This is a genomic window from Pseudomonas sp. B21-059 (genome assembly GCF_026016285.1).
Classification (GTDB): domain Bacteria; phylum Pseudomonadota; class Gammaproteobacteria; order Pseudomonadales; family Pseudomonadaceae; genus Aquipseudomonas; species Aquipseudomonas danubii.
In genome coordinates this window covers 5076867-5097906 of the sequence record NZ_CP087201.1, presented here as the reverse complement: position 1 = coordinate 5097906, position 21040 = coordinate 5076867, and the positions used below count along the sequence as shown (strand labels likewise).

At 59.8% G+C, this 21040-nt stretch carries 20 protein-coding genes and 2 pseudogenes; 8 read left to right on the top strand and 14 right to left on the bottom strand.

Features of this window, described 5'->3' with window-relative positions; genetic code table 11:
• The first annotated feature begins 67 nt into the window (after nt 1-67).
• Nucleotides 68-979: a sterol desaturase family protein gene (locus LOY69_RS22440; RefSeq protein ID WP_265073612.1), complete on the top strand. Its 912-nt coding sequence runs from the start codon at nt 68-70 to the stop codon at nt 977-979.
• Here the strand turns inward: LOY69_RS22440 and LOY69_RS22435 are convergent.
• Both LOY69_RS22435 and LOY69_RS22430 read right to left on the bottom strand, forming a co-directional pair.
• Nucleotides 957-1637 carry a helix-turn-helix domain-containing protein gene (locus LOY69_RS22435; RefSeq protein WP_170001962.1) on the bottom strand — a complete coding sequence of 227 codons (681 nt, stop codon included), beginning with the start codon at nt 1635-1637 and terminating at the stop codon, nt 957-959. The genes LOY69_RS22440 and LOY69_RS22435 overlap by 23 nt on opposite strands.
• Nucleotides 1638-2765, bottom strand: coding sequence for a glycerophosphodiester phosphodiesterase (locus tag LOY69_RS22430; RefSeq protein ID WP_102880609.1), 1128 nt, complete (start codon nt 2763-2765; stop codon nt 1638-1640). It lies immediately after the preceding gene.
• 245 nt (nt 2766-3010) lie between these two features.
• Between LOY69_RS22430 and LOY69_RS22425 the strand changes: the two genes are divergently transcribed.
• A complete protein-coding gene (locus tag LOY69_RS22425) occupies nt 3011-3346 on the top strand; it encodes a DUF2025 family protein (protein WP_102880608.1) in 336 nt (111 codons plus the stop codon).
• 46 nt (nt 3347-3392) lie between these two features.
• Here the strand turns inward: LOY69_RS22425 and LOY69_RS22420 are convergent, their stop codons facing one another.
• Nucleotides 3393-3716 carry an antibiotic biosynthesis monooxygenase family protein gene (locus tag LOY69_RS22420; protein WP_123394115.1) on the bottom strand — a complete coding sequence of 108 codons (324 nt, stop codon included), beginning with the start codon at nt 3714-3716 and terminating at the stop codon, nt 3393-3395.
• Nucleotides 3713-4432: a CTP synthase gene (locus tag LOY69_RS22415; RefSeq protein ID WP_265073611.1), complete on the bottom strand. Its 720-nt coding sequence runs from the start codon at nt 4430-4432 to the stop codon at nt 3713-3715. The genes LOY69_RS22420 and LOY69_RS22415 overlap by 4 nt, the downstream gene beginning before the upstream one ends.
• A 77-nt stretch (nt 4433-4509) precedes the next feature.
• On the opposite strand from LOY69_RS22415, the gene LOY69_RS22410 reads away from it, so the two are divergent.
• Nucleotides 4510-5388 carry a LysR family transcriptional regulator gene (locus LOY69_RS22410; RefSeq protein WP_265073610.1) on the top strand — a complete coding sequence of 293 codons (879 nt, stop codon included), beginning with the start codon at nt 4510-4512 and terminating at the stop codon, nt 5386-5388.
• A gap of 7 nt (nt 5389-5395) precedes the next feature.
• Here LOY69_RS22410 and LOY69_RS22405 read toward each other — a convergent pair whose 3' ends face one another.
• From LOY69_RS22405 to LOY69_RS22390, 5 genes and pseudogenes are all read right to left on the bottom strand, one after another.
• Nucleotides 5396-5935 carry a DUF1003 domain-containing protein gene (locus tag LOY69_RS22405; RefSeq protein WP_110594778.1) on the bottom strand — a complete coding sequence of 180 codons (540 nt, stop codon included), beginning with the start codon at nt 5933-5935 and terminating at the stop codon, nt 5396-5398.
• A gap of 88 nt (nt 5936-6023) precedes the next feature.
• A pseudogene (locus LOY69_RS30635) lies at nt 6024-6464 on the bottom strand (methyl-accepting chemotaxis protein); the annotation flags it as partial.
• A gap of 105 nt (nt 6465-6569) precedes the next feature.
• A pseudogene (locus LOY69_RS30630) lies at nt 6570-7343 on the bottom strand (PAS domain-containing protein); the annotation flags it as partial.
• Nucleotides 7344-7700: 357 nt separating this feature from the next.
• The gene (locus tag LOY69_RS22395) at nt 7701-8771 is read right to left on the bottom strand and encodes a diguanylate cyclase (protein WP_102880603.1); all 1071 of its coding nucleotides are present in this window, start codon (nt 8769-8771) and stop codon (nt 7701-7703) included.
• Nucleotides 8772-8943: 172 nt separating this feature from the next.
• Nucleotides 8944-9552, bottom strand: coding sequence for a TetR/AcrR family transcriptional regulator (locus LOY69_RS22390; RefSeq protein WP_102880602.1), 609 nt, complete (start codon nt 9550-9552; stop codon nt 8944-8946).
• A gap of 203 nt (nt 9553-9755) precedes the next feature.
• On the opposite strand from LOY69_RS22390, the gene LOY69_RS22385 reads away from it, so the two are divergent.
• Both LOY69_RS22385 and LOY69_RS22380 read left to right on the top strand, forming a co-directional pair.
• Entirely contained in the window at nt 9756-10814 is a 1059-nt protein-coding gene (locus LOY69_RS22385) for an MBL fold metallo-hydrolase (RefSeq protein WP_265073609.1), read from the top strand.
• A gap of 88 nt (nt 10815-10902) precedes the next feature.
• A complete protein-coding gene (locus tag LOY69_RS22380; protein WP_265073608.1) occupies nt 10903-11460 on the top strand; it encodes an AAA family ATPase in 558 nt (185 codons plus the stop codon).
• Here the strand turns inward: LOY69_RS22380 and LOY69_RS22375 are convergent.
• Both LOY69_RS22375 and LOY69_RS22370 read right to left on the bottom strand, forming a co-directional pair.
• On the bottom strand, nt 11442-11759 hold the full coding sequence (locus tag LOY69_RS22375; RefSeq protein WP_102860674.1) for a transcriptional regulator: 318 nt from the start codon (nt 11757-11759) through the stop codon (nt 11442-11444). The genes LOY69_RS22380 and LOY69_RS22375 overlap by 19 nt on opposite strands.
• Nucleotides 11760-11865: 106 nt before the next feature.
• Nucleotides 11866-12657 (bottom strand): AraC family transcriptional regulator, encoded by a 792-nt coding sequence (locus LOY69_RS22370; protein WP_110651450.1) that lies wholly within the window; start codon nt 12655-12657, stop codon nt 11866-11868.
• Between the two features lie 113 nt (nt 12658-12770).
• Here LOY69_RS22370 and LOY69_RS22365 point away from each other — a divergent pair, with 113 nt between their 5' ends.
• On the top strand, nt 12771-13589 hold the full coding sequence (locus LOY69_RS22365; protein WP_265073607.1) for a sulfite exporter TauE/SafE family protein: 819 nt from the start codon (nt 12771-12773) through the stop codon (nt 13587-13589).
• 227 nt (nt 13590-13816) lie between these two features.
• Here LOY69_RS22365 and LOY69_RS22360 read toward each other — a convergent pair whose 3' ends face one another.
• From LOY69_RS22360 to LOY69_RS22350, 3 genes are all read right to left on the bottom strand, one after another.
• Entirely contained in the window at nt 13817-14797 is a 981-nt protein-coding gene (locus LOY69_RS22360; RefSeq protein WP_265073606.1) for a hypothetical protein, read from the bottom strand.
• A gap of 169 nt (nt 14798-14966) precedes the next feature.
• Nucleotides 14967-16214: a ribonucleotide-diphosphate reductase subunit beta gene (locus LOY69_RS22355; RefSeq protein WP_011062780.1), complete on the bottom strand. Its 1248-nt coding sequence runs from the start codon at nt 16212-16214 to the stop codon at nt 14967-14969.
• A 750-nt stretch (nt 16215-16964) separates the two neighbouring features.
• Nucleotides 16965-17228: a DUF2790 domain-containing protein gene (locus LOY69_RS22350; RefSeq protein ID WP_016968107.1), complete on the bottom strand. Its 264-nt coding sequence runs from the start codon at nt 17226-17228 to the stop codon at nt 16965-16967.
• A gap of 411 nt (nt 17229-17639) precedes the next feature.
• On the opposite strand from LOY69_RS22350, the gene acs reads away from it, so the two are divergent.
• Both acs and LOY69_RS22340 read left to right on the top strand, forming a co-directional pair.
• Nucleotides 17640-19595 carry an acetate--CoA ligase gene (acs, locus tag LOY69_RS22345; RefSeq protein ID WP_016968106.1) on the top strand — a complete coding sequence of 652 codons (1956 nt, stop codon included), beginning with the start codon at nt 17640-17642 and terminating at the stop codon, nt 19593-19595.
• 613 nt (nt 19596-20208) lie between these two features.
• A complete protein-coding gene (locus LOY69_RS22340; protein WP_102860678.1) occupies nt 20209-20985 on the top strand; it encodes an ABC transporter substrate-binding protein in 777 nt (258 codons plus the stop codon).
• Nucleotides 20986-21040 lie beyond the last annotated feature (55 nt).

Here is a 21040-nt window from a genome sequence, read left to right as displayed (position 1 = left end):
CGTTTGTTCAAGCCAGGGGGCTGGGGCGGGGCCCAAGCTGGTGTCTCCCTTCTAGGAGACTCAGTGAATGAAACGATGGCTTGCGTGGTTGTATGCCCCCTTGTTCTTTGGTGGATTCATCGGTGGTGCAGTGTGCTGGATGAGTGCGGCACAGGCGTCTGCGAGCGGGTTGCTGGTGTTGTTTGCGGCCGCGCTCCTGGTGTCTTTCCTGGTGGAGTGGGTCCTGCCTTATGAGCCGGCATGGAATCGCTCCCAGGGTGATCGCCTGCGGGACAGTCTGCATGCTCTGGTCAATGAGGGCCTGAATGCCCTGGGCCTGCTCGCATTGCCGGGACTGGTGGCGCTGCTGGCCCATGACGGCCTGTGGCCTCGGGACTGGCCGCTCTGGGGCCAATTGCTGCTGGCGATCGTGATCGCCGATTGCGGGATCACCCTGGCTCATTACGCCAGCCATCGCTGGGCCTGGCTCTGGCGCCTGCATGCGGTGCACCACAGTGTGCTGCGCATGTACGGTTTCAACGGTCTGCTCAAGCATCCCCTGCACCAACTGCTGGAAGCGACGGCGGGGTTGCTGCCGTTGTTGGTGCTGGGCATTCCGCTGCCGGTGGCACAGTTGCTGGCCCTGGCCATTGCCATTCAATTGCTGTTGCAGCATTCCAATGTCGATATGCGTCTGGGATTGCTGCGCCTGGTGTTTGCCTGGGCGCCGGTGCATCGCTTTCACCATATGAAGTACGGCCGTGCCGGTGATGTGAATTTCGGTCTGTTCTTCAATGTATGGGACTGGCTGTTGGGAACCGAGTTCTATCGACATGACTACGCGATGCGCCAGGGCGACCTGGGCATCGGAAGCCGTCCGGACTATCCGGTGGATTACTGGCCGCAGTTGCTGGAGCCATTCAAGGCCCAACACTATGCCGCCGAGCCTAAGGTGCCGGAGGCGTTGCGGCGCCCGGTCAATCCAGCAGACGGGGCTTGAGGGTTTTCAGGGCCTGGCCGGCGGTGACGCCGAACAGCGCCTTCAAGGTGCGGGAGAAGTGCGCGGTGTCGGCAAACCCGGCGCCATGGGCCGCCAGGGCCATGGCCTGCCCCTCCAGCAACAGGGCCATGGCCAGGCGCAGCCGTCGCCACAGCACCAGGCGCCGTACGGGCAGGCCGACATCACGGGCGAACAGCCGTTCCAGCTGGCTCAGGGACAGATGGGCCTGGGCTGCCAGTTGCGTCGCTGCCACCTTGCCCTCCAGGGCAGCGTCCAGGGCCAGCAGCGCCCGTGCCACGCGACGGTCGGCAATGGGCTGGCGCGGACAACTGCGCAGCGCCGCTTCCAGGCCGGGCAGTGATGGCTCGACACGGCTGACGCTGAGCTGCAGGTCCTGCGCCGTGATTCGCAGTGGCTCGGCGAAGACCGTGAAGGCCCGGTCGGGGGCCTGGATAATGGCGTGGCGACGCAGCGCCTGGATCAGCAGGAAGTGGCCACTGAGTCGGACTCCGTCCAGTTCCACGGTGACCGGCTGTTCAGGGGCAATGATCAGTTGATGGGCGTAGTGGGCATGGGGCGTGGTGCGCCCCATCGCCCCATGGATCAGACCAAAGTCATGGCCCAGCCAGAGTTCGCCGCTCCAGTGTGAGGCGGACATTCAGTAACCGCTGGCCTCCAGCAGTTGGGCCACGCTGGCGCTGGCCGGTCGCTTGAAATACTTGAGCAGCTCGGCGCTGCGGTTGGTGAAGATGCCATCGACCCCGGCCGCCATGACCTTCTTGAAGTCCACCGGTTCATCGACGGTGTAGACGTGCACCAGCAGGCCCTGGTCGTGGGTGTACTGATTCATCCAGGGTTGCACCAGATCCGCATAGCTCTGATCGCCGCCAGCCGTCAGTGCTGCCGAGGGACCGGTGCCGATGGCTCCCTGGGTCTTGGCGAAGTCGACCCAGCGCTTGAACTCGGCCTGGTCCTTGGGTTGCTGTTTGGCATAAAAAGCGGCTTTGTCGGTCTCGCCGCTGCTGGCGAATGTCTGCCCGGAGGCTGGCTCGATGCTGCCGGGAGCCACCCACAGCAACAGGACTTTCGGCACCTTGGGCATTGCCTTGTGCAGCAGCTCCAGGCTGTGTTTGTCGAAGGTCTGCAGCACGACCTTGCCTTTGCCCTGGCCCACGGCCAGTTCGCTTTTCGCCAGCTTGGAGCCCGCCGGGCTCAGCCAGCCGCGGTCCTGGAGTTTTTCCTTGAGATCGTGCTCGATGCCGGGGAACAGCTGGGGCTCCTTGGTCTCGATGTAGAGCCCGGGTTTGTGCTGTGGATTGCCCAGGGCGATGTCGATGATCTCGTCCAGGGTGAGGATCTTCAGGCCGACGAAACCCGGACGGGCGCGGTCCGGATGGGCCTGGTTGAACCAACTGCCGGCGTCGAGGGTTTTCAGTTCGGCCATGGTGAAGGCGTTGGCCGGGCTGTCCTTGCGTTCGGGGAATTTCTGCGCCACGTCGGTGGTACGTTGCAGGTTGTTGTCGTGCAGGGCGAAGAGCACACCATCCTTGCTGCGCTGCAGGTCCATCTCCAGGTAGTCGGCACCCAGGTCCCGGGCCAACCTGTAGGACGCTGCGGTGGACTCGGGGGCATCGAAAGAGGCTCCACGGTGGGCGATCACTGCCGGGTGCGGAATGCCCTGGCGAGCGGCAAGTGCATTCGGATCAGGCTGTTCAGTGGCCTGGGCCAGGCCGCAACCGAGCATCAGGGCCAACATCAGGGCACAAGGGGGGAAGGTCGCTGGCATGCTCGAAATCCTTTCGTGGAGGCAAGTACAAGGAAATATCTTTTAGCAACTCAATGACGCTTGTGCTATCTCCAGAGCGACATAAATCCTTCTCATACGCATCTTTCGCGGTTTTTTCCGGTGCTTTGCAGTACTCTTGGGCGCTGCAGTTTCCCCATCAGAGGGAAGCCTGAAAACAGCTCCTTCCTTGCCTCGCGTGTAGACCATCGATCACCCGTCCCATGGGACTTACAGTGAGGTTTACCATGAGCATCACCTCCGAACTCATCTGCCAGGCTGCCGATCAGCTCAAGGGCTTTGTCGGCTTCAATCGCAAGACCGGTCGCTACATCGTGCGTTTCAGCGAAGACTCCTTCGGCATGGATGTGGCGGATGACGCCATAGTGCCGGCCCATGAATTTGTCTGGGCGCCGGTGTCCGATCAGGCCATGAGCCTCAAGCGCGAGCAGATCCAGTTGCTGCTGGATCAGAACATCGACGACCGGATCAACATCAGCGAACCGCTGCGGGTCTACATGCGTCGTAGCGATCTACCGGAAATCCAGGCGGTGCGCAGCCTGCTGTCGACCGCCCAGGGATGATCCGCGCTTGCCCTGAACCGCATCCGGAGCGGTTCAGGGCCTTGCTTCAAATGCCGAAGCTGTAGGCCCGCTCCACCTTGCTCACCCGGGTATGAAAGTAGTGGTACCAGTCGTTGCGACCACGTTCGCGGATGGCGCGGTGTTCGGCGTGTTGCTTCCAGGCCAGGATCGCCGCCTCGCAGCTCCAGTAGGACACGGTAATGCCGAAGCCATCCTCGCCCCGGGCCGATTCGACCCCAAGGAATCCCGGTTGTTGGCGAGCCAGCTCGACCATGTGTTCGGCCGCCTGGTCATAGGCGGGATCGGTTTGGTGGCGCTGGGAACTGAAGATCACTGCGTAATAGGGTGGGGCGGGCGTCTGGCCGATCATCCTTGCGCCTCCAGGCAGGCTTTGAGCAGAGCGTTGACCAGGGGCGGTGTGCGGCCTTGGAGGGCCGCACGCTCGGGCTGGAACAGTGTGGCGACGAAGAACGGATGGCCGTCCAGTTCCACGGCGCGCAAGTCGCCGTCACTGTCGTGGCCAGCAGGGCGCAGGGCGCCGCTGAGCAAGGGGCCGGCAAAGTCCGGATTGACCCCATAGCGGCAGCGATAACCTTCCTCGATGCTCTGGGTGCCGTAGGCCTGGGCGATCCGGCTGCCGCTGTGCAGCTGGATTCGGTCGCGGGCTTCCACCAGGGCGCAACTCAAGGGAGTGAGCACCGCGCGCTGGGCATGGGGATTGATCTCGCCGTGCTCGGCGTCGGACCAACCCAGTACGTTGCGGGCATATTCCAGCACCGCGTGCTGAAAGCCGCCGCAGGTGCCGAGGAAGGGCCGTTGCTGTTCCCGGGCGACGCGTATCGCCAAGAGGGCACCGTCGATGTGGCGGTAGGGACTGCCAGGCACGCACCAGATTCCGTCGAAGCCTTTGAGCTGTTGCTCGTGGATCAGCTCCGGCGTGGCCAGCCACTGGTAGTCCACCCTGACCCCGCTATCGGTCGCGGCGCGTTCCAGGGCCAGGGGAATGGCCTGGTGTGCAGTGATCTGTGGGTCGTAATCCCCTACCAGGGCGATGCGGATGGTGGCGCTAGATCGGGCTGTGTGCATGTGGCCTCTCTGACTTGTCGACTGCCTGGAGCCACTATAGATTGGCGATCACGCAATCAATATTGGCGTTTGCCCAAGTGATCAATGCAGCCGTGCACTATCAGCTGGACTATCCCGACCTGTCACTGATTCTCGCCCTGGTCCGTGGCGGCTCCCTGGCTCGCGCCGCGGCCCTGCTCAAGGTGGATGTTTCCACGGTGTTTCGTGCCGTGCGCCGGCTGGAGGCCGGGCTCGGGCAGCAGCTGTTCGACAAGAGCCGCGCCGGCTATCTGCCCACCAGCCTGGCCCAGGCTCTGGCACAGCAGGCCGAACAGGCGGAGCAGGCCCTGGAGGCCGCGCGGATCGGCGTGGCCCAGGGAGGAGAGGTGATCAGCGGCACGGTACGCCTGACCTGCACCGACTCGGTGTTGCAAGGTCTGCTGCTGCCGGCCCTGGCGCAATTCATGCCGAACTACCCGGCGCTGGTGATCGAACTCTGTACGTCCAATGATTTCGCCAACCTCAACCGGCGTGATGCGGACATTGCCCTGCGTCTGACCGCGACACCGCCGGAACATCTGGTGGGGCGCCGCCTGGGGGCGGTGTCGTATCGGCTGTGCGCGAGCCCGGAGTACAAGCTACGGGTGGATTGCAGCGACCTGTCGAAGGTGGCCTGGATCGCCCCGGATGATTTTCTCCCCGACCATCCCACCGTGGCCTGGCGCCGTCAGCGCTGGCCTGGCGTGCAGCCCAGCTACCGCTGCAACAGCATGCTCGCGGTGAGCGAACTGGTAAGGGCCGGCCTCGGCGTTGCAGCCTTGCCGGATTTTTTCATGGGCGCTGGTGGTCTGGAGGCGTTGAGTGAACCTCTGGGGCATGACACCGCGCTGTGGCTGCTGACCCGTCCGGATTGCCGGGCCCTGCGTTCGGTGGTGACCCTGTTCGATGAACTGGCGCGCCATCTGCGCTGGCCATGAGCAAGGCTCAAGGGTGGGGCTGATCCTTGCGCACAAAGTGTGCGTGCATCTCGCTGGTGAGGTTCTCGATGCGTTCGGTCAGTTGCTTGGTCATCTCCGTGAGCCGGGTGTTCTGCTCCAGCAACTCCAGCAGCTGGCGGGTGGTCTGTGCGGCCTGGGCCTGGCGTTCACTGTTGGCGATGGCCAGGGCTTCGCGGTGTTGGGCGTCGGCGTCCGATTGGGCCTTGTCCCGCGCGGCCTGGCGGGTTTGGGCCAGGAGGATCAGCGGTGCGGCGTAGGCTGCCTGCAGGCTGAAAGCCAGGTTCAGAAGGATGAAGGGGTAGACGTCGAACTGGGTCACGCCAGTGAGGTTGAGGGCAATCCAGATCACTACGATCAGGGTCTGTGCACCGAGAAAGGTCGGGGTACCAAAGAACCGGGCAAAGGCTTCGGCTTTCAAGGCAAAGGCGTCGTTGCCAAAGGTCGGTGCCAGGTGGGCGTGGGCGCGGTGAAAGCGCAGGTGGTCGACGATTGGGGTGGTTTTTTCCGGGGTGTCACTGGAACTCATGATGGCCTCCGCCAAGCGTTGGGACGTCAGGCCACTATAGTCCCCAAGGCCAGGCCCGACGTCGTTATCGACGCCGGGAAAACCACCCTCAGAGCACGTTGCGTTCGTTGGCGAACATGCTGACGGCTTGTACCGCGTCGCTGGCGCCATCGCGAATCTGCAGGATCACCGTCCCGGCCTGATCCGCCAGTTGCACGCCCTTGGCGGCTCGTTCACGAGTGCCGTCCATGCTCTTGATCGCTTGCTGCGTTTCGTTCTGGATCATGTCGATCATGCTGGAGATTTCCGCCGTCGAGCCGCTGGTGCGCGCCGCCAGTTGCCGGACTTCGTCGGCCACCACGGCAAAACCTCGTCCCTGCTCCCCGGCACGGGCGGCTTCGATGGCCGCGTTGAGGGCTAGCAGGTTGGTCTGATCGGCAATCGCGCGAATGGTGTTGACGATGGCGGTGATCTGCTCGGAACGTTCGCCGAGGTGGGCAATCAGCGAGGAAGAGTCCTCGATGTTATGGGCGATCTGGCGCATTTCGCTGGCCGCCTGCTGGATCACTTCTGTTCCTTGTTCGGCGACTTTCCGGGTCTGCACCGAGATGTGATAAGCCTGGCTCGCACTCTGGGCATCCTGCTCGTGCTTCTCCACCTGCTGAGTCACGTCGGCGGCGTACTTCACCACCTTGCACAGGCGTCCGCTGGCGTCATAGACCGGGTTGTAGTTGGCTTCCAGCCACAGCGTGCGCCCGTGCTTGTCGACCCGCTCGAAGCGGCCGTTGAAGAACTCCCCCCTGTTCAGGCGATTCCAGAAGTCCTGGTAGGCGCTGCTGTTGACCAGCTCGGGTTTGCAGAACATCCGGTGATGCTTGCCCTGGATCTGGGCCAGGCTGTAGCCCATGCGGCTGAGGAAGTTGGCGTTGGCACCGATGATGCTGCCGTCCAGGTTGAACTCGATGACCGCCATGGCCCGGTCGATGGCCTCCAGTTTGTTCCGGGCCTCGACTTCCTCTTGCACCCTGGCGGTGACGTCAAGGGCGTATTTGACCACTTTGTACACCGTACCGGAGGCATCGCGGATCGGGTTGTAGCTGGCCTCCAGCCACAGGCTCTGGCCGGTGGCGCCGACCCGTTCAAAGGTGCCGGACTCGAACTGGCCGTTTTTCAGGCGGGTCCACAATTGCTGGTAATCGGCGCTGCGAGCGTATTCCGGGAGGCAGAACAGTCGGTGAGACTGGCCGATCACCTGGTCTTGCCGATAGCCCAGGGTCTTCAGGAAATTGTCGTTGGCTCGGAGCACCGTGCCCTGGAGGTCAAACTCGATCACCGCCATGGAGCGGTCGATGGCCTCCAGCAGACGGGATTGTTCGACGATGGTCTGGTTCAGGGAATCGATGGTCTTGTTGTGACGGTTGAATAGCATGTTGGCAGGTGCTCTGTGGGAGAAACGTCGCGTCGATCCCTATGGAGTGCGCCGGTATGCCGAAAGCTCCCCGGCGATCGGCATTATCTGCTCAATGTCAGCGTTCCATGACTGACAGATAATTTCGCAGCGGTGAAGCGGGCGACATTTCGGGCGAACGTCGCTGGCCGCATCAAGAGGAGACGTAACGGCTGCGAATCGATTTAGTTGGGTTGGATGACTTTGCTGGCAGCGGTGCCGAAGGCGTTATCCGTTGCTGCAAAGTGGCGGCATTATGATGTCAACCACGAAGAAAAATCCAAATAAACTTATACAAAAGTATTTTTTACTTCATTTTTGTATAAGTTTTAACGGTTTTTATGCCATTTGCGCGTGCGAGAAATGGGCTTCGCTGTCATTGCTGGCGGTGCGGTTGCGCCCGTTGTTCTTGGCCAGATACAGGGCCTTGTCCGCCGCATCGAGCCAGCTGGCAGGGTCGGGGAAACTTGAGTCGAAAGCCGCCAGACCGATACTCAGGCTGACTTTCAGCTCCTGTACCTCTGGATGCTGGTACTGGTTGAACACCTGGCGCAGGCGCTCCATTACATCCAGGGCCTGTTGCCGGCTCATGCGTGGCAGGATCACGCAGAACTCGTCGCCACCGTAGCGGCCGGCGAGATCGTCATGGCGCAGGTTGCGCCGCAGTTCATTGCTCAAATGGCGCAGCACCGTATCGCCGACAATATGTCCGTAGGTGTCGTTGATCGCTTTGAAGTGGTCGATGTCGATCAGGGCGATGCTGGCTTCCATCTGCTGTTGCTGGCACTTGTGGAACTTGATGTGCAACAGGTCTTTCCACGAGCCGTGGTTGAGCAGGCCAGTGAGGCTGTCGGTGCGGCTCAGGGCGCTGAGGGCACGCTTGTGTTCGGACAGTTTGATCGCCAGTCGATAGCAGACCATGCCCACTGCGAGGGGGTAGAGGGTCAGCATGGGCAGGCAGGCATAGATTTGCAGCGGGCTGATCTGGGTACTGAAGGCGGCCCCGAACAGCGCCCAGGACAGCAGTATCCCTGCACATTGGGCCAGGCCGCCACGAATGAACAGGCGCAAGCCACCTGCGGCGACATTGTTCATGCACATCATCGAGAGGATGGTGACTGCCGGCAGTGGATTGAATTGCATGGTTGCCGCCCAGAATCCCCCCAGCAGCGAGTCATACAACAGGTTGCGGCGTTCTGCCCGGTAGGGAAAACCAGAACGGGTCGAGAGCTGATACGCCAGATGGGGCCAGATCAGGCCATTGAACAGCAGCAGGGCCCATACCCAGTCAGGCGGGGCCAGGGGGTAAATTGCAGCCAGGACACTGATGCCGCCGATACTCAGGCCGATGATCCTTGGCCAATAGATGCGCCGGGCAAATGACAGCCCCTTGCCGCGTTGGTTTTCCATAAATTCGTGCACCGGATTCTGTACTGAAACACTTTGTGGTGTTTTTTGCGGCTTGGCCGTTTATCGGATCAGTCTGGTGAATATTGTCATTTATTCCAGTGGGAATAATCAGTGTCCTTCGAAGCCATTTAACAGTGGCCGGGAACGTTGCACGACGGGAGCGCAAGCTGGCTCATGCTTGGTAGTGGGCCAGGAACATATCCAGTGCCGATTCGATGACCCGGGTCTGCATGTCTGCTGTCAGGGGCGGCTGGCCCATGGTGATCTGCGGCCAGAAGGCAAAACTCTTGAGCAGCCCGTGCATCTGTTGCGCGGCGAACTCCGGGTCCAGGGGCTTGAGGCGGCCATCAGCCAGGGCCCCGCGGATCCACAGGGTCAGGCCTTCTTCCCGTTCGCCGAGTCGTTCCACCATGTTCTGTGCCCGCTCGGGGGAGTGAATGGTTGCGGCGATGGCGACTCGGGCCAGGTCGAGGAAGTTGTTGTCGGCTAGCAGTTGCAGCTTGGCGCGCAGAACGTTTTGCAACTGCTCGCGCAATGGCTGGTCGCTGCGGTAGCTGACTTCCGATTGGGCGCTGGTGCTGTTCCAGAGCTTATGCAGAATTTCGGCGAACAACTCCTCCTTGCTGGGGAAGTGGTTGTATACCGTGCGCTTGGAAACCCCGGCTGTCGCGGCAATCTTGTCCATGCTGGTGATCTCGAAACCGCTGGCGCGGAATTCGCTGATCGCCGCCTGGATGATGGCGTCGCGTTTAAGGTCGGTGAGGCGCTTCGGAGCTGTCATAAGTCGGGTTCGGTCAGGGTCGGCGTAGAAATCAGTCGGCAGTCTACTTCGTCTTAATTCTGTTGCAATGCAGAAACTACACTGTGTAGTGTAGCTTTTCTTGAAAACGATGATTGGCGGCTGATGCTTGCGTGCCTTGGCCAGTAGATCGTCCCGCAGAACAACGTCGGAACCTGCCGCGTTCCAATGGAGTCATTTCAATCATGGCCACTGTTTCGTCCAGCGTCACACGCACACCCCGCCAGGAAACTTCCCGCCAGGAGCAGGGCGCCTTTCGTAACCATGCTCCGGTACGTCGCGCCGGTTTCGGTAAAACCCTGCAGATTTTCTGGAACATGCTGTTCCACAAACCGCGCAATACCCGTCCGGCCGGTGCCATACCCGTCCAGCCGCTGACCCGTGAGCAACTGCTGGCGGCTCCCAATCACAGTGTGTTTCGTCTTGGGCACTCCACGGTGCTGTTGAAGATGCGCGACAAGTTCTGGATCACTGACCCGGTGTTTGCCGAACGTGCATCCCCGGTGCAATGGGCTGGTCCGAAGCGTTTTCACCAGCCCCCCATCAGTCTGGAGGCGCTGCCCGAGATCGAGGCGGTGATCCTCTCCCATGACCATTACGATCACCTGGACCACCAGACAGTACTGGCCCTGGCAGGCAAGACCCGGCACTTTCTCACCCCGCTGGGAGTGGGAGACACCCTGATCAAATGGGGGGTACCAGCGGCCAAGGTCCGGCAGCTGGATTGGTGGCAGGGCTGCGAAGTCGAGGGCATCCGCTTTATCGCTACGCCGTCGCAGCACTTTTCCGGTCGCGGGTTGTTCGATGGCAATCACACCTTGTGGGCGTCCTGGGTGATGATCGACGCAGCGACGCGGATCTTCTTCAGCGGCGATACCGGTTACTTCGACGGCTTCAAGCGCATTGGCCAGCAATACGGGCCCTTTGACCTGACGCTGATGGAAACCGGTGCCTACAACGTCGAATGGCCCCATGTACACATGCAGCCGGAGCAAACCCTGCAAGCTCACATCGACCTGCAAGGTCGCTGGTTGCTGCCGATCCATAACGGCACCTTTGACCTGGCGATGCATGCCTGGCATGAGCCCTTCGACCGTATCCTGGCCCTGGCTTGGGAGCGCAGCATCACTATCACTACGCCGCAGATGGGTGAAGCCTTCAACCTCGCACAACCTCAGCGGGGCGGAGCCTGGTGGCTGGAGGTGGAAGGCGCCTCGGAACAGGCGGCTGTCGAGTCTGCGTAATCCTGTCCTGATCCATGTGTGGCAGGTCGGGCAAAGACAGGCCGAGGCTGTGAAACTTGTTGGATGTCCGCTCTGAGGGAGCAGTGTCATGGCCTACAGAATTCATATCTTCGGTGCATCCGGTTCCGGGACTACAACTTTGGGTCGGGCCCTGGCCGAGCGTTTGTGCTGCAAACACTTCGATTCCGATGATTTTTTCTGGCAACCCGGCGCCAAGCCTTTTAGTTGCCGGCGTCCCCGTGACGCACGTATCCATATGTTGCAAACCCAGGTGTTGACGGAGCCGGACTGGGTCCTGTCCGGCTCCCTCTGTGGTTGGGGAGATGTGCTGATCCCCAGTTTCACTCTGGCGGTCTTCGTGCAATTGGACCCTGAGGTTCGCTTGCAGCGCTTGCGTGCCCGTGAATTCCAGCGCTACGGCGAGCAGATTTTCGAGGGGGGCGAACGCTACGTCGCGACCCAGACTTTTCTCGCCTGGGCCGCCGGCTACGACGAGGGTGGCCACGGAACCCGCAGTCTGCGGCGGCATGAAAGCTGGATCAAAACCCTCGACTGTCCGCTCGTTCGCCTGGATTCGACCCGGCTTTCAGTGCCGGACTTGTGCGGGCAACTGCTCAAGGCACTGGATCACTCGATCATTGCGTAGTCAGGGCGTTCCATGGGGTTGGGAGTCGCGCCCTTGATATTCATGCCGCGGCCCGGAGCGAAGCCGGGAAAGAACACCAACCCTTGAGCTTCAAGGCAGAACGCCAGTGCCAGGCGGGTCACGTCACGCACCTCGTAGCCGGCTTCGAAGCGCTGGATAGCTTGCACCGAGACTGCGGATTCACGGGACAGTTGATCCATGTCCCAATCCAGCATGTCCCGGGCCTGGGCACAGTGCTGCGGAGTGAATTGATAAAGGGCGATACGTTCCAGGGTGATTTTCATCGCTAGAGAGGCCATGGTTTTCTCCGGGAGGTTAGGCTGGAAGTTGGCTTGGTACTGGTTATTTGTACAGTTGTTTAATTCCCGGATCAAACTGATTTTTGCTCTCTGCCCGCGCCTTTGGTCACAAGGTTTTTCCCGGGCTCGGGTCCGTCCTGTTCAGGTAGGTACTGGGGGACCGCCCCAGCACCCGGCGGAACATGGTGGAGAATGCCCCGGGGCTGTCATAGCCGAAATCCAGGGCGATGCGTGTCACGGACTCCGCGGCTGCCAACCGCGCCAGTGCCAGGATCACGCAGGCTCGTTGTCGCCATTGAATGAAGCTCATACCCGTTTGCTGACGGAAGACGCGATTAAACGTGCGCAGGCTGACGTGCAACCGATCCGCCCAGTGCTCCGGGGATTGGTGAATATCGGGATGCCCGAGAAAGGCCTGGCACAACTCCAGTAGCGGGCCATCAGCCGGCAGAGGGATATGCAGCGGCAGCGCCGTGCTGCGTCGCAGTTCATGCAGCAGCAGGTCGACCAGCAATCCGTCACGCCCGCCCTGATCGTATTGCAGGGGAATCTCTACGGCCTCCAGGAGCAGTTGGCGCAACAGCGGTGAGACGCTGACGACTCGACAGCCGCTGTTATCCAGGGGCGCCGCGGCAGGTTCGATATACAGGCTGCGGGTACTGACCCCGAGCATCAGCACCTCATGTTCCACCCCGGGTGGAATCCACACCGCATGTTGCGGTGGCACTACCCAGTTGCCCTGATCGGTGCCCACCTGCATGACTCCGGTAGCGCCATACAGCAGTTGTGCCCGCCGATGACGGTGACGAGGCAGGCGTTGGCCGTCGGCGTAGTCGGTGCCGATGGCCAGTACCGCACGCGGTGTCTGATCCAGTTGATCGATGGAGATATTGCGCATGCCGAGTCGTTCCGTGTTTGGCGTAAACGCAAATATTATTGGCTGACTTGCTGAAGTCGGCCAAGCGCTGAAGCTCTATCGTCCAGCTCTTGTGCAAAGACGAGCGTGGTCCGATGTTCTATCTACTGCTGGCACTTTTTGGTTGCATGACGGGTATCAGCGCCGTGCTGTTCGGCTTTGGCGGCGGATTTGTGGTGGTGCCGCTGCTGTACTGGATGCTGCTGGGCAGCCAGGGGGCGGACTCGGCGGCAGGGCAGTCGGCGATGCATGTCGCGGTGGCTACCTCTACTTGCGTGATGATCGTCAATGCCCTGGCCGCTAGCCGTCGACACCATCAGGCGGGCAATCTTGTTCGCCACTACCTGTGGCCGCTGGGGGGCTATATAGGGCTGGGGGCTATCTTGGGTGCGGCAGCGGCCATGTGGGTCAGTGGCGAAGTGCTTCGCTATGCCTTTATCGCCTACCTGGGAATCACCGTTGCTGACTGCCTGCTGCGACGTGGTTTTCTTGAACCGTCCCAAGGGCAGGAGGCGCGTCTTCTTGGAGCCCGCGAAACGCTCTTTGGCGGTGTAGGAATAGGTGTTGTCGCCACCTTTCTCGGCGTAGGCGGCAGTGTCATGACGGTGCCCCTATTGCGCCGTTGCGGTCTGTCCATGACCCAGGCCACCGCAATGGCCAATCCTCTGAGCGTGCCTGTGGCGTTAGCGGGAACGGTCACCTACATGGCCCTGGCCGGTTTCAGCTCGTTCGATCTCGGCCCCTGGTTTGTCGGTTATGTCGACCTGCTGGCGTTCTCGGTACTGACCCTCGGCTCGTTGCTGGGCATCCGCCTGGCCACTGCCTGGATTGGCAGAATTCCCGACCGTGTACATGCAAGGGTGTATATCGGTCTGTTGTTGCTGGTGCTGTTCAGCATGTGTGTGAAGGGCTAGGAGCGTCACGCTTGGTGGCTCGATTGTCCTTGTCCGCAGATCCATAATTGCCCGCTGCTGAATGCTGGCTCTGGCTTGGCTGACCGTGTTTTCGGCTTTTTCATACAAGGGAGCTTCCATGTTCAACGGATTGATCCAATGCACAGCCGACGGCTGGCAGGGGCGGTGGTCAGGAAGCATCCAGGGGCCGTGGCCCTGGAGTTGCCCAAGCGGTGAAACCGTAGGGGCTATTTTGCTTCCAGGCCTGGTGCCTCGCGGATCACGAAATGGTCCAGGTTCTCGATATTGGCGCTGAACACCCCGAAGGTCGCTTCGGGGTTTTTCTTGCTCGGCACCTGCTTGAGTGTCGGGGTGACGCCATAGAAGAAGCAGTACAACTCACGCTGGCTGTCGATGGCGTTCTTTATCTCTTCAAGGAAGGCTTTGCGCTTGCGGTAGTTGTCGACCAGTTTCTTGCTCAGGTAGACGTTGACTGAATAAGGCTTCTTCTTGGCTTCTCCCTCTTCCTTGAACCAGACCTTGTGCTCGAAGTCGATGCGAAAGCTCTGGGTGTAGTCCTTGATTTCCTTGATCTTGCCCCAGTAGATCAGCCCCTTGTTATCCAGCAGGTACTCGATCTTCTTGAAGAACGAGGCGTAGGACGCAGTGTGTTCGCCAATCTTCAACGGCATGCGCTTGAGCAGTTCCTTGTCGTCGATGTTCGACACGAAGCATTCCACCGGGTGAGCGAAGACGCTGGTCTTGTCCGGGGTTGTATCGCGCCCGGCGTGGGGCGCTTGCAAGCTGGCGGGCGTCACTGGCGGGTTATTTCCAGGTGTCTGCGGCGCTGCTGTCGGGTTGGCCGGTCGCCGCAGGTATTCGCGGCGGGTCAGCAGCAGCTCCGAAGGGAAGTGTTCCTCGCGATCATCCTCGACTGCAGCCCCTTCGATGCTGCCGGGGCTTTTGCTGATCCCGTAAGGGCAGCCTTCTATATGAAGAGTGCTGGGCAGGTTCTTGAAATGCGGAGTGCGGATGTAATTGACGTTCTTGGCATTGAAGGTGCCCAGTTGATTGGCGGCATCGAACGCTGCGCGACAGTCATCGTTGGGGCACTGGAAGCTTTCCTTGGTCGAGTCGAAGACCAGGGTTTCATCGAAGTTCAGATCCCGCACGTCATAGATCGACAACTTTTCGTCGAGGCTGATGCAGTAGGCGGTATCGAATTTCATGAGCGCTTTGATCCTTAAGCGGAGGAGGGAACTTTATAACGGCAGGTCTTGAAGCCTGCACGCACTTTAATGAGCCGGGCCTTGTAGATGAAGCAGGTGCGGATTTGCGCGGCCAATAAAAAAGCCCTGACCAAGTCAGGGCTTCTTGTTTGTTTCATCGATCCGGGAATCAATCCCAGCTCAATGCACCGCCAGTCTGATACTCGATCACGCGGGTCTCGAAGAAGTTCTTCTCTTTCTTCAAGTCCATGATCTCGCTCATCCATGGGAACGGGTTGGTGGTACCTGGGTACTCTTCCTTCAAACCGATCTGCGACAGGCGACGGTTGGCGATGAACTTGAGGTAGTCCTCCATCATCGCCGCGTTCATGCCCAGTACGCCGCGCGGCATGGTATCGCGAGCGTATTCGATTTCCAGTTGAGTGCCCTGGAGAATCATCTGGGTGGCTTCTTCCTTCATCTCGGCATCCCACAGGTGCGGGTTTTCGATCTTGATCTGGTTGATCACGTCGATGCCGAAGTTCAGGTGCATGGATTCGTCGCGCAGGATGTATTGGAACTGCTCGGCGACACCGGTCATCTTGTTGCGACGGCCCATGGACAGGATCTGGGTGAAGCCGCAATAGAAGAAGATGCCTTCCAGAACGCAGTAGTAGGCGATCAGGTTGCGCAGCAATTCCTTGTCGGTGTCGACGGTGCCGGTTTCGAATTTCGGATCGGAGATCGAACGGGTGTACTTCAGGCCCCAGGCAGCTTTCTTCGCGACCGATGGAATCTCGTGGTACATGTTGAAGATCTCGCCTTCATCCATGGCCAACGATTCGATGCAGTACTGATAGGCGTGGGTGTGGATCGCCTCTTCGAACGCCTGGCGCAGGATGTACTGGCGGCATTCCGGGTTGGTGATCAGGCGGTACACGGCCAATACCAGGTTGTTGGCAACCAGGGAGTCGGCGGTGGAGAAGAAGCCCAGGTTGCGCATGACGATGCGACGCTCGTCGTCGGTCAGGCCTTCCGGGTTTTTCCACAGGGCGATGTCGGCGGTCATGTTGACCTCTTGCGGCATCCAGTGGTTGGCGCAGCCGTCGAGGTACTTCTGCCAGGCCCAGTCGTACTTGAACGGTACCAACTGGTTGAGGTCGGCGCGGCAGTTGATCATGCGCTTTTCGTCAACGGCGACACGAGCGGAAGAGCCTTCCAGTTCAGCCAGGCCTTCGGCGATATCGAGCTGGTCCAGGGACGCCTTGGCGCGGGCCACGGCAGCGGAGTCGCTGGCAGTCACGGCGCGTGCTTCAAGAGCGGCGGCACCACCGGCGCTGTCGAGGCGGTCCATGTTGGCTTCGGTAGCGTGCCCGGCGTTGGCGCCTTTGACTGCAACTTCGCCTTCTTCTTTGTCGAATTCGTCCCAGCTCAGCATGACGTGTCGTCTCCTGCTTGAGGGCCAGATGCCCGTGTGAAAACAAAAGGGTTGGCTTTTCACACGGCGCTACTGGCCGCGTTAAATCATTGGAAATCGTTTGTTGCAGCAGTGAACGCAGGCAATAAACAGAAATACGTGTTCGGGTGCCTTGAAGCTGCTGTCGGGCGGAACTGAGGGTCTCGGCTCCGGCGCGGGATTCAGCAGGTCGTTTTCATCCGGTAAGGGAATGTTGCGGGCCCGTTTTGAGGACGCATTATAAGGATATTTTCAGGGCCGTGGGGCGACCGATGGGCGCAGGCGGGCCCAAGAAGGAGGGGGACTGAGAGCAAAGCGCGGGTTTACAAGGCTTTGGCCGTTGAAGATTTTTTTTCAGGCTCGAAAAAAATATCCTCGAGTGGCCAAAAAATAGCCAATTTTACTAGATGTTGTGTTTTTGCAAGCCTTTTTCAGGTTTTGAACACAACTCGAATCGTCCGGTTTTGTCGCTGAAAATCTCCTGGCAGAGGTCTTCAAGGTCGGCGGGATTGCCCTCGCCGAAGTCGTCAGCCGAGAGGCTCAAAAGGTCGTTGGCAGTGCCATGAGCAGGCCCTCAACCACAGCAGGAAAAGTGCGTGCGATTGCCGTACTCGCACGTCGTCAAGGTGAAGCCTTTCACTACCCTTGTGCGGGTCGTTGTCGGGCATCTTTGCCGCAAGAGGGATTTCTTGCGGCCGGCAGTCATCAAGGTCTATGCAATGAACTTGGCTATTAACCGTTAGAACAACCGTTGCCCATTACGCGGTATTGAAGAATATGCCGCTGACCGTGGGAGTCTTCATATTCCATGCGCGCTGGTACAACTTCGCATACTTCTGGAACTTCGCTCATGGAGATAACTTTGGCGATATCCAGGTCAGTGGAGTAAGTGTATTCCTCTACCGGTACTTGCTGCTGGGCGACATCAGTCGGGATCTCATCAGCCATCGCGGTAACGCACAGACTGCTGAGGGCCAGAACTAATAAAGCTTTCATTTGCGTTTTACCTTTCTAAGGTCGTGTGGGGTCACGCAGCCTTTGTGGGGCTGCGTGTGGAACTTGAGTAGAAGTTTGATTAACTGCCTTCGTGGGGGCTGCAACTTGGTTAATCAGATTGCCTGTTTGGCGAGACGGATTTTAGGCCCGGGGCCGGCGGCCATATAGGCGTACTTTTGATAAACACCTTTGACAGTTTTTGTAACAATCCCCGGAAAAGGCCTGTCTGCAGGTCTGTTTGAACATTTTTATCCGCGGTGAATATCGCTGTAAGCAGCGTTCTTGAAGGGTTGCGGCAAATATCAGGGTATTTCGCAGGGGGTTGTTACTACCATCGTCGAATGGTTCTATAGGCGCCCCCCGGCTACAACGGGGTCATACAAAAACAACTATGTCACCGAGGTAAGAAAGATGAGTGCGGCTTCTCTGTATCCCGTTCGTCCCGAGGTTTTGGCCAATACGCTGACTGACGAGGCGACCTACAAGGCCATGTACCAGCAGTCGGTCGTGAACCCGGACGGTTTCTGGCGCGAACAGGCCAAGCGTCTCGACTGGATCAAGCCTTTTACCACGGTGAAGCAGACCTCCTTCGACGACCACCACGTGGATATCAAGTGGTTCGCCGATGGCACCTTGAACGTCTCCTACAACTGTCTGGATCGCCATCTCGCCGAACGTGGCGATCAGATCGCGATCATCTGGGAAGGCGACGATCCTTCCGAAAGCCGCAACATCACCTACCGCGAACTGCATGAAGAAGTCTGCAAGTTCGCCAACGCCCTGCGCGGCCAGGACGTGCACCGCGGTGACGTGGTGACTATCTATATGCCGATGATCCCCGAAGCGGTGGTGGCCATGCTGGCCTGTACCCGTATCGGCGCGATCCATTCGGTGGTGTTCGGTGGCTTCTCGCCTGAGGCGCTGGCCGGTCGCATTATCGACTGCCGTTCGAAAGTGGTGATCACTGCCGACGAAGGCATCCGGGCGGGCAAGAAGGTGCCGCTCAAGGCCAATGTCGACGACGCCCTGACCAATCCGGAAACCAGCAGCATCCAGAAAGTCATCGTGTGCAAGCGCACCGGTGGCGACATCAAGTGGAACCAGCACCGCGACATCTGGTACGAAGACCTGATGAAAGTGGCCGGCAGCGTCTGTGCACCGAAAGAGATGGGTGCCGAAGAAGCGCTGTTCATCCTTTACACCTCCGGCTCCACCGGCAAACCCAAGGGCGTGCAACACACCACTGGCGGTTACTTGCTCTATGCGTCGCTGACCCATGAGCGGGTGTTCGACTACCGTCCGGGCGAAGTCTACTGGTGCACCGCCGACGTCGGCTGGGTCACCGGCCACACCTATATTGTCTATGGCCCCTTGGCCAACGGCGCCACCACTGTGCTGTTCGAAGGTGTGCCCAACTACCCGGACGTGACCCGGGTGGCGAAGATCGTCGACAAGCACAAGGTCAACATCCTCTACACCGCTCCGACCGCGATCCGCGCCATGATGGCTTCGGGTACCGCCGCCTGTGAAGGCGCCGACGGCAGCAGCCTGCGCCTGCTGGGGTCGGTGGGCGAGCCGATCAACCCGGAAGCCTGGGATTGGTACTACAAGAACGTCGGCCAATCCCGTTGCCCGATCGTCGACACCTGGTGGCAGACCGAAACCGGCGCCACCCTGATGAGCCCGCTGCCGGGGGCGCATGCCCTGAAGCCGGGTTCTGCAGCACGTCCGTTCTTCGGCGTGGTCCCGGCCCTGGTAGACAACCTGGGCAACATCATCGAAGGCGCGGCCGAGGGCAATCTGGTGATCCTCGACTCCTGGCCGGGCCAGGCGCGGACCCTGTACCGCGATCATGATCGTTTCGTCGATACCTACTTCAAGACCTTCCGCGGCATGTACTTCACTGGTGACGGCGCTCGTCGCGATGAAGACGGCTACTACTGGATCACCGGTCGCGTGGACGATGTACTCAACGTGTCCGGGCACCGCATGGGGACCGCCGAGATCGAAAGTGCCATGGTCGCTCACCCTAAAGTTGCCGAAGCGGCGGTGGTGGGCGTGCCTCACGACATCAAGGGCCAGGGCATCTATGTCTATGTGACCCTCAATGGCGGCGAAGAACCGAGCGAAGCCCTGCGTCTGGAGCTGAAGAATTGGGTGCGCAAGGAGATCGGTCCGATCGCCTCGCCGGATGTCATCCAATGGGCGCCGGGCCTGCCGAAAACGCGTTCCGGGAAGATCATGCGGCGAATCCTGCGCAAGATTGCCACGGCGGAGTACGACGGTCTGGGCGATATCTCCACCTTGGCCGACCCAAGTGTGGTGCAGCATCTGATTGATACCCACAAGACCATGAACGTCGCCTGAGGCGGGTTCCGAGTCATCCAGCCCCGCCCGGCCTTGTGCCGGGCGGGGCTTTTTTGTGGCCGCATGATGCGCCGGCAAGCTGATTGCTGCGGGCCTGCGTGGTTGTTGCAGGGGGCTGGCTTGTCAGCGAAGAGGGGCGAATAAATATCGGATATTTCCGGCGAGCGCATACGAATGTTACCGACGTTGCCGAAGATGTAACCCCGCGCTCACTTTCGGGGCAATGGGAAACGCCCGGCCCTATTCCGGGGCCTTTTATACCCTTATAAAAAATAAGTCATCACGCTGCGCTTGCCGGAATAGAAGGCTTTGCGAATAATAGGCCCGCAATTTGCAACATAGATCGGTTTACTGTCTTTTGCTCTTGCATAGATTTGAAGAGCTGTCAATGTGCTGCCCCGGCATTCTCAATGCTTCTGTAATTTGTTGTCGCATTGAGGAAATATCGGCTTCCAGCCTGTCGTTAGAATGCCGGTCACTCGCTCGTCGCTGCCTGTGTGTGAGTCCTCTGCGGAGTTCCCAGGACGCAGCGCGGCAATTCAGGTTTCACCCATTCGCATATTGGGCTGTCGCTCACTCTGCCGTTTTCGCCCTTTACCGATGGAGTTCTAAGATGAAGAAACTCGTGCTTCTTGGCGCCCTGGCACTGTCCGTGCTGTCCTTGCCGACTTTCGCCGATGAAAAGCCGCTGAAAATTGGTATCGAAGCGGCTTACCCTCCGTTTGCCTCCAAGGCGCCGGATGGCAGCATCGTCGGTTTCGACTACGACATCGGCAATGCCCTGTGCGAAGAAATGAAGGTCAAGTGCGTATGGGTCGAGCAAGAGTTCGATGGCCTGATCCCGGCGCTGAAAGTGCGCAAGATCGACGCCATCCTCTCGTCCATGTCGATCACTGACGATCGCAAGAAGTCCGTGGACTTCACTAACAAGTACTACAACACTCCGGCCCGTCTGGTGATGAAGGCCGGTACCCAGGTCAGCGATGGCCTGGCTGAGCTCAAAGGCAAGAATATCGGCGTACAGCGTGGCTCGATCCACGAGCGTTTCGCTCGTGAAGTCCTGGCGCCGCTGGGTGCACAGATCAAGCCTTACGGCTCGCAGAACGAAATCTACCTGGATGTGGCGGCCGGTCGCCTCGACGGCACCGTGGCGGACGCTACGCTGTTGAATGACGGCTTCCTGAAAACCGACGCCGGCAAAGGCTTCGCCTTCGTCGGTCCGGCTTTCACTGACGTCAAATACTTCGGCGATGGCGTAGGGATCGCTGTACGCAAGGGTGACAAGGCCGATCTGGACAAGATCAACGCCGCCATCGCTGCCATTCGTGAGAATGGCAAGTACAAGCAAATCCAGGACAAGTACTTCGACTTCGACATTTACGGCAAGTAAGACCGTCGAAACAGTCAGTCCGAGATGGCGCAAGCAGCAGAATCTCTGAAGTTTG

Bases quoted from the DNA above. Each gene is read 5' to 3' on its own strand.
- LOY69_RS22365 (WP_265073607.1), top strand. From the start codon at position 12,771: ATGTTCTATCTACTGCTGGCACTTTTTGGTTGCATGACGGGTATCAGC.
- LOY69_RS22370 (WP_110651450.1), bottom strand. From the start codon at position 12,657: ATGCGCAATATCTCCATCGATCAACTGGATCAGACACCGCGTGCGGTA.
- LOY69_RS22375 (WP_102860674.1), bottom strand. From the start codon at position 11,759: ATGGCCTCTCTAGCGATGAAAATCACCCTGGAACGTATCGCCCTTTAT.
- acs (WP_016968106.1), top strand. From the start codon at position 17,640: ATGAGTGCGGCTTCTCTGTATCCCGTTCGTCCCGAGGTTTTGGCCAAT.
- LOY69_RS22340 (WP_102860678.1), top strand. From the start codon at position 20,209: ATGAAGAAACTCGTGCTTCTTGGCGCCCTGGCACTGTCCGTGCTGTCC.
- LOY69_RS22380 (WP_265073608.1), top strand. From the start codon at position 10,903: ATGGCCTACAGAATTCATATCTTCGGTGCATCCGGTTCCGGGACTACA.
- LOY69_RS22385 (WP_265073609.1), top strand. From the start codon at position 9,756: ATGGCCACTGTTTCGTCCAGCGTCACACGCACACCCCGCCAGGAAACT.
- LOY69_RS22405 (WP_110594778.1), bottom strand. From the start codon at position 5,935: ATGAGTTCCAGTGACACCCCGGAAAAAACCACCCCAATCGTCGACCAC.
- LOY69_RS22355 (WP_011062780.1), bottom strand. From the start codon at position 16,214: ATGCTGAGCTGGGACGAATTCGACAAAGAAGAAGGCGAAGTTGCAGTC.
- LOY69_RS22435 (WP_170001962.1), bottom strand. From the start codon at position 1,637: ATGTCCGCCTCACACTGGAGCGGCGAACTCTGGCTGGGCCATGACTTT.
- LOY69_RS22360 (WP_265073606.1), bottom strand. From the start codon at position 14,797: ATGAAATTCGATACCGCCTACTGCATCAGCCTCGACGAAAAGTTGTCG.
- LOY69_RS22420 (WP_123394115.1), bottom strand. From the start codon at position 3,716: ATGATCGGCCAGACGCCCGCCCCACCCTATTACGCAGTGATCTTCAGT.
- LOY69_RS22395 (WP_102880603.1), bottom strand. From the start codon at position 8,771: ATGGAAAACCAACGCGGCAAGGGGCTGTCATTTGCCCGGCGCATCTAT.
- LOY69_RS22430 (WP_102880609.1), bottom strand. From the start codon at position 2,765: ATGCCAGCGACCTTCCCCCCTTGTGCCCTGATGTTGGCCCTGATGCTC.
- LOY69_RS22415 (WP_265073611.1), bottom strand. From the start codon at position 4,432: ATGCACACAGCCCGATCTAGCGCCACCATCCGCATCGCCCTGGTAGGG.
- LOY69_RS22425 (WP_102880608.1), top strand. From the start codon at position 3,011: ATGAGCATCACCTCCGAACTCATCTGCCAGGCTGCCGATCAGCTCAAG.
- LOY69_RS22350 (WP_016968107.1), bottom strand. From the start codon at position 17,228: ATGAAAGCTTTATTAGTTCTGGCCCTCAGCAGTCTGTGCGTTACCGCG.
- LOY69_RS22440 (WP_265073612.1), top strand. From the start codon at position 68: ATGAAACGATGGCTTGCGTGGTTGTATGCCCCCTTGTTCTTTGGTGGA.
- LOY69_RS22390 (WP_102880602.1), bottom strand. From the start codon at position 9,552: ATGACAGCTCCGAAGCGCCTCACCGACCTTAAACGCGACGCCATCATC.